This is a genomic window from Reyranella sp., from assembly GCF_050185545.1.
In the GTDB taxonomy this organism is placed as follows: domain Bacteria; phylum Pseudomonadota; class Alphaproteobacteria; order Reyranellales; family Reyranellaceae; genus Reyranella.
The window spans coordinates 1,303-6,995 of the sequence record NZ_JBFWZI010000223.1 but is presented as its reverse complement, the minus strand read 5'-3'; the positions used below and the strand labels follow the sequence as shown (position 1 = coordinate 6,995).

Here is a 5,693-nt window from a genome sequence, read left to right as displayed (position 1 = left end):
CGGTCCGGAAGATGATGAACGCGTCGGGCGGAAGGAGCGGCTGATGCAGGCCTATGTCATCCGACGGGTGCTGGCGCTGGTGCCGACCCTGATCTTCGCCAGCCTGATCGTGTTCATCACGGTGCGCCTGATCCCGGGCGACGTCATCGACCTGATGCTGTCGACCAACGACATCGGCGCCGACAAGAAGAGCCGGGTCCAGCTCGAGGCGGCGCTCGGCCTCGACCAGCCGATGTTCACCCAGTACTTCCGCTGGATCGGCGCGATCCTGCTCGAGGGCAGCCTCGGCAAGTCGCTGTGGCAGAACACGCCGGTGATGGAGGAGATCCTGCACCGCCTGCCGCTCACCTTCGAGCTCGGCGCAATGGCGCTGATCGTGGCGCTGATCGTCGGCATCCCGATCGGGGTCTACTCGGCGGTCTCCCAGGACACGATCGGCGACTACGTCACGCGCTCCTTCGCCATCCTGGCGTTGGCGCTGCCCGGCTTCTGGGTCGGCACTCTCGTCATGGTGTTCCCCTCGATCTGGTGGGGCTGGTCGCCCGACGTCAAGCTGACGCCGTTCAGCGAGGACCCGCTGCGCCAGATCGGCCAGATGGCCATTCCGGCGCTGATCCTGGGCAAGGCCTTCTCGGCCGTCGTCATGCGCCTCACCCGCACCATGATGCTGGAGGTGATGCGCCAGGACTACATCCGCACGGCGATGGCCAAGGGGCTGGCGACCCGCACCACCATCCTGCGCCACGCGCTGCGCAACGCCCTGATCCCGGTGGTCACCCTGGTCGGGCTGCAGGCGCCGGTGCTGTTCGGCGGTGCCGTCATCCTGGAGCAGATCTTCGTCATTCCCGGCATGGGCCTGCTGCTGCTCGAGGCGGTGAGCCAGCGCGACTATCCGATCATTACCGGCGTGTTCCTGATCGTCGGCGTCGCCGTGGTGTTCATCAACCTGCTGGTCGACCTCAGCTACGGCCTCCTCGATCCCAAAGTGAGGTACCGCTGATGGTCGCGATCACCGACACCGCATCGGCGCCGCGGCCGGCGCGGCCGCCGTCAGGCACGCTGCACTTCATCGGCCGGCTGTTCCGCGACAAGCCGCTCGGCGCCTTCGGCTTCGTGATCTGCGTCCTCTTCCTGTTCGCCGGCGTGTTCGCCGACGTGCTGGCGCCCTACGGCTACAACCAGATCAGCCCGCTCAACCGGCTGAAGCCGCCGAGCGCGCAGTTCTGGCTGGGCACCGACAATCTCGGCCGCGACATGCTCTCGCGCTGCCTCTACGGCGCGCAGATCTCGGTGATCATCGGCCTGTCGGCGGCCGGGCTCGCCACCGTGGTCTCGGTCTTCATCGGCATCGTGTCGGGCTATCTCGGCGGCAAGCTCGACATGATCATGCAGCGCTTCGTCGATGCCTGGATGAGCTTCCCCGACCTGATCATCCTGATCGTCGTGGTGTCGGTGGTCGGACCGGGCATGGGGCCGGTGATCGTGATCCTCGGCCTGCTCTACGGTGTCGGCGGCAGCCGCATCATCCGCGGCGCCGTGCTGTCGGTGCGCGAGAACGCCTATGTCCACGCCGCGCAATCGACCGGCGCCTCGCTGCCGCGCATCCTGTGGCGCCACATCCTGCCCAACGTGATGGCGCCGGTGATCGTCCTGTTCACCACGCGCGTCGGCGCGGTGATCCTGGCCGAATCGGGCCTCGCCTTCCTAGGGCTCGGCGTGCCGCCGCCGGCGCCGACCTGGGGCGGCATGCTGTCGGGCTCGGGCCGCTCGTTCATGTACCTGGCGCCATGGCTCGCGCTGGCGCCCGGCCTCTGCATCACCATCGTGGTCTACGCCATCAACGTGTTCGGCGACGCCCTGCGCGACCTGCTCGATCCGCGCAGGCGGGGCTCGCGGTGTGGGGTCATGTTCTTGCGGACCGCGGGCGTCCCGCCCGCTCTTGGATCATGAGCGGGCGGGACGCCCGCGGTCCGGAAGAAGAGAAGAGGAGGAAGCGATGAAGTCATTCAAGGGAGCATTGCTCGCCGGCGCCATGACGCTGGCGGCGCCGGCCGTCCTGGCCAACGATGAGAAGCCGAAATACGGCGGCAGCGTCGAGATCGGCACCGTCTATGTCACGCTGTCGGCGCTGTCGTGGGACGCCCAGGATTTCAACTGGAAGCACAACCACGACACCGGCCTGGTTTACGAGCAGCTGTTCGTCGCCGACCTCACCAAGAGCGTCAAGGCGGGCGGCAAGCATCCCTTCATCGCCGACGCCTGGCTGCCGTCGGACGCCATGAAGGGCGAGCTGGCCGAGAGCTGGGAGTGGAAGCAGAACCCGCTCAGGGTCGAGATCAAGCTGCGCAAGGGCATCATGTGGCCGGAGAAGCCCGGCGTCATGAAGAGCCGCGAGTTCGTCGCCGACGACGTTCTGTTCGCCTATTCGCGGCTCGACAACAGCCCGCGCAAGATCAAGGGCTACTTCGACCACATAACCAAGGCCCACGCGCCGGACAAGCACACGGTGGTGTTCGAGTTCAAGGACTACTTCGCCGAATGGGACTACCGCTTCGGCTACGGCTACTTCTCCGGCATCTACCCGAAGGAGGTCGTCGAGGCGGGCGCCGGCAACTGGAAGAACGTCAACGGCACCGGGCCGTACATGCTGACCGACTTCGTCGCCGGCAATTCCAACACCTACACCAAGAATCCCGACTACTGGGACAAGGACAAGATCGGCGGCCAGGAATACAAGCTGCCCTTCATCGACAAGATCGTCTATCGCACGATCAAGGACGAGGCGACCTACATCACCGCGCTGCGCACCGGTAAGCTCGACATCCTCGAGACGATCCGCTGGCAGAACGTCGACTCGCTGAAGAAGAGCGCGCCGCAGCTCAAGTGGAACCGCTGGCTCAACATGAGCGGCACCTTCCTGTCGTTCCGCGTCGACGTCGACAGCCCGTTCAAGGACGTCCGCGTGCGCCGCGCCATGAACATGGCCGTCAACAAGGAGGAGATCGTCAAGGCTTACTACAACGGCAACGCCGAGCTGTTCGCCTATCCCATGCATCCCGACTACATCGGCTACTTCCAACCGCTGAAGGAAATGCCGGCCTCGGTGCAGGAGCTGTTCAAGTACGACCCGGCCAAGGCCAAGAAGCTCCTGGCGGAAGCCGGTCACGCCAAGGGGTTCACCTTCAAGGTCCAGGTCTGCTCGTGCAACCCGGACCACATGGACCTGCTGCCGCTGATCGCCGCCTATCTCGAGCAGGTCGGCGTGAAGATGGAGATCCAGCCGATGGAGTACGGCGCCTTCCTGAGCGCCATGACCTCGCGGACGATGACCGTCGGCTACATGATGAACAACGGCCATACCAATCCGACCACGACGATCCGCAAGAGCTTCACCACCGGACAGCAGTGGAATCCGTCGGGTTGGTCGGATCCCAAGTTCGACGCCCGCATGGACGAGGTCTACCGCACGCCGGACGAGGCCACGCGCATCAAGATGCTGCGCGAGATGACCGTCGAGATTCTCGACCTCGCGCCCTACATCTGGCTGCCGACGCCCTACGTCTACACGGCGTGGTGGCCGTGGGTGAAGAACTACGCCGGCGAGCTGCGCGCCGGCTCGGTCCGGCCCGGCCCGATCTACGCCCGCATGTGGCTCGACCAGGAGATGAAGAAGAAGATGGGCCACTGAGCATGGCGCGTCGCGTCAGGACCAAATGCCTCGCGGGGCGGGCCTGATGGCCCGCCCCCTGCTCAGCGTCAGGAACCTGTCGACCGAGTTCCGCACCGAGCGCGGCACGGTCAAGGCGGTCGACGACGTGTCCTTCGACCTCGCCGCCGGCGAGACCCTGGCGATCGTCGGCGAATCCGGCTCGGGCAAGAGCGTCACGGCGATGTCGCTCCTGCGCCTGATCCCCGATCCGCCGGGCCGCATCACCGCAGGCGAGGTGGTGTTCGACGGCCAGGACCTGCTGAAGCTCGACGATGCGGCGATCCGCGCCATCCGCGGCGATCGCATCGCCATGATCTTCCAGGAGCCGATGAGCTCGCTCAACCCGTCGCTCACCGTCGGCCTGCAGATCGCCGAGCCGATCAACCTGCACCGCAAGACGCCGTGGGCCAAGGCGATGGACATGGCGGCCGAGCTGCTGGCCCGCGTGCGCCTGCCCGACGCCAGGAGTCGCGTGCGTTCCTATCCGCACCAGTTCTCCGGCGGCATGCGCCAGCGCGCCATGATCGCCATGGCGCTGGCCTGCCAGCCGCAGCTGATCATCGCCGACGAGCCGACGACGGCGCTCGACGTCACCGTGCAGGCGCAGATTCTGGCCCTGCTCAAGGAGGTGACGCGGGCGGCGAACTCGGCGCTGATCTTGATCACCCACGATCTCGGCGTGGTGGCGCGCTACGCCGACCGGGTGTGCGTGATGTATGGCGGGCGCATCGTCGAGACCGGGCCGGCGCGCGAGATCTACGCCCGGCCGCGCCATCCCTACACGATCGGCCTGATGGCCTCGGTGCCGCGGCTCGACCAGGCGGCCGGCACGCGGCTGGTGCCGATCGAGGGCCAGCCGCCCAACCTCGCCCTGCTGCCGCCGGGCTGCGCCTTTGCAGCCCGTTGCCGGCGAGCCGTCGAGCGCTGCCAGACCGAGCGGCCGCCGCTGGTGAAGAGCGCCACCGACCACCTTTCAGCCTGCCATTTCCATGACCAGCTCAGCGCCTGACACCGTGCTTCCCGATACCGTGCGCTCCGATGCCGTGGCGCCTGACACGGTGCTCGAGGTCCGCGACCTGAAAGTCCATTTTCCGGTGATGGCGGGCGCCGTGCTGCGCAAGCAGGTCGGCAGCGTCAAGGCGGTCGATGGCGTGTCGTTCACGGTGAAGCGTGGCGAGACGCTCGGCCTGGTGGGCGAATCGGGCTGCGGCAAGAGCACCACGGGGCTCGCCGTGCTCAAGATGATCGACATCACCGCGGGCCAGGTCGTGTTCGAGGGCGAGGACATCACCGGCCACGACCGCAACCGCATGCGGCCGATCCGGCGGCGCATGCAGATGGTCTACCAGGACCCGTTCGGCTCGCTCAATCCGCGCATGAAGGTGTCGGAGATCGTCGGCGAGCCGCTCGAGGTGCATGGCCTGGCGGGCGACCGCACGGCGTGGCGCAAGCGGGTCGCCGACCTTCTGGACATGGTCGGCCTGCTGCCCGACATGGCCGACCGCTATCCGCACGAGTTCTCCGGCGGCCAGCGCCAGCGGATCGGCATCGCCCGTGCGCTGGCGCTCGAGCCGTCACTGATCATCTGCGACGAGCCGGTGTCGGCGCTCGACGTGTCGATCCAGGCGCAGGTCGTCAACCTGTTCCAGGAGCTGCAGGAGCGGCTCGGGCTGACCTACATCTTCATCGCCCACGACCTCGCCGTGGTGCGCCACATCAGCCATCGCATCGCCGTGATGTATCTCGGCCGCATCGTCGAGATCGCCACGCGCGGCGAGCTCTACGCCAAGCCGCTGCATCCCTACACCCAGGCCCTGCTGGCCGCGATCCCGATCCCCGACCCGGAGATCGAGGCCGGCCGGCCGCAGCAGATCATCACCGGCGAGGTCCCGTCGGCGATGCGCCCGCCGCCCGGCTGCCGCTTCCACACGCGCTGCCCGCAGGCGATGGAAACCTGCAAGTCGGTCGACCCGCCGCTGCGCAC

At 67.1% G+C, this 5,693-nt stretch carries 5 protein-coding genes; all 5 read left to right on the top strand.

Going from position 1 to position 5,693, the window contains the following annotated elements:
• A partial coding sequence (locus tag AB7O82_RS33575) for an ABC transporter permease (protein WP_428554542.1) occupies positions 1–1,000 on the top strand: 1,000 nt, incomplete at its 5' end.
• Positions 1,000–1,950, top strand: a complete 951-nt coding sequence (locus AB7O82_RS33570; protein WP_428621334.1) for an ABC transporter permease — start codon at positions 1,000–1,002, stop codon at positions 1,948–1,950. The genes AB7O82_RS33575 and AB7O82_RS33570, both read left to right, overlap by 1 nt.
• 46 nt (positions 1,951–1,996) lie before the next feature.
• Complete coding sequence (locus AB7O82_RS33565; RefSeq protein ID WP_428621332.1) at positions 1,997–3,688, top strand: ABC transporter substrate-binding protein; 1,692 nt, start codon at positions 1,997–1,999, stop codon at positions 3,686–3,688.
• 46 nt (positions 3,689–3,734) lie between these two features.
• Entirely contained in the window at positions 3,735–4,718 is a 984-nt protein-coding gene (locus tag AB7O82_RS33560) for an ABC transporter ATP-binding protein (RefSeq protein ID WP_428621330.1), read from the top strand.
• A partial coding sequence (locus AB7O82_RS33555; RefSeq protein WP_428621328.1) for an ABC transporter ATP-binding protein occupies positions 4,699–5,693 on the top strand: 995 nt, incomplete at its 3' end. The genes AB7O82_RS33560 and AB7O82_RS33555, both read left to right, overlap by 20 nt.

Excerpts from the sequence above, each read along its gene's own strand:
- AB7O82_RS33570 (WP_428621334.1), top strand. The coding sequence starts at position 1,000 with ATGGTCGCGATCACCGACACCGCATCGGCGCCGCGGCCGGCGCGGCCG.
- AB7O82_RS33565 (WP_428621332.1), top strand. The coding sequence starts at position 1,997 with ATGAAGTCATTCAAGGGAGCATTGCTCGCCGGCGCCATGACGCTGGCG.
- AB7O82_RS33560 (WP_428621330.1), top strand. The coding sequence starts at position 3,735 with ATGGCCCGCCCCCTGCTCAGCGTCAGGAACCTGTCGACCGAGTTCCGC.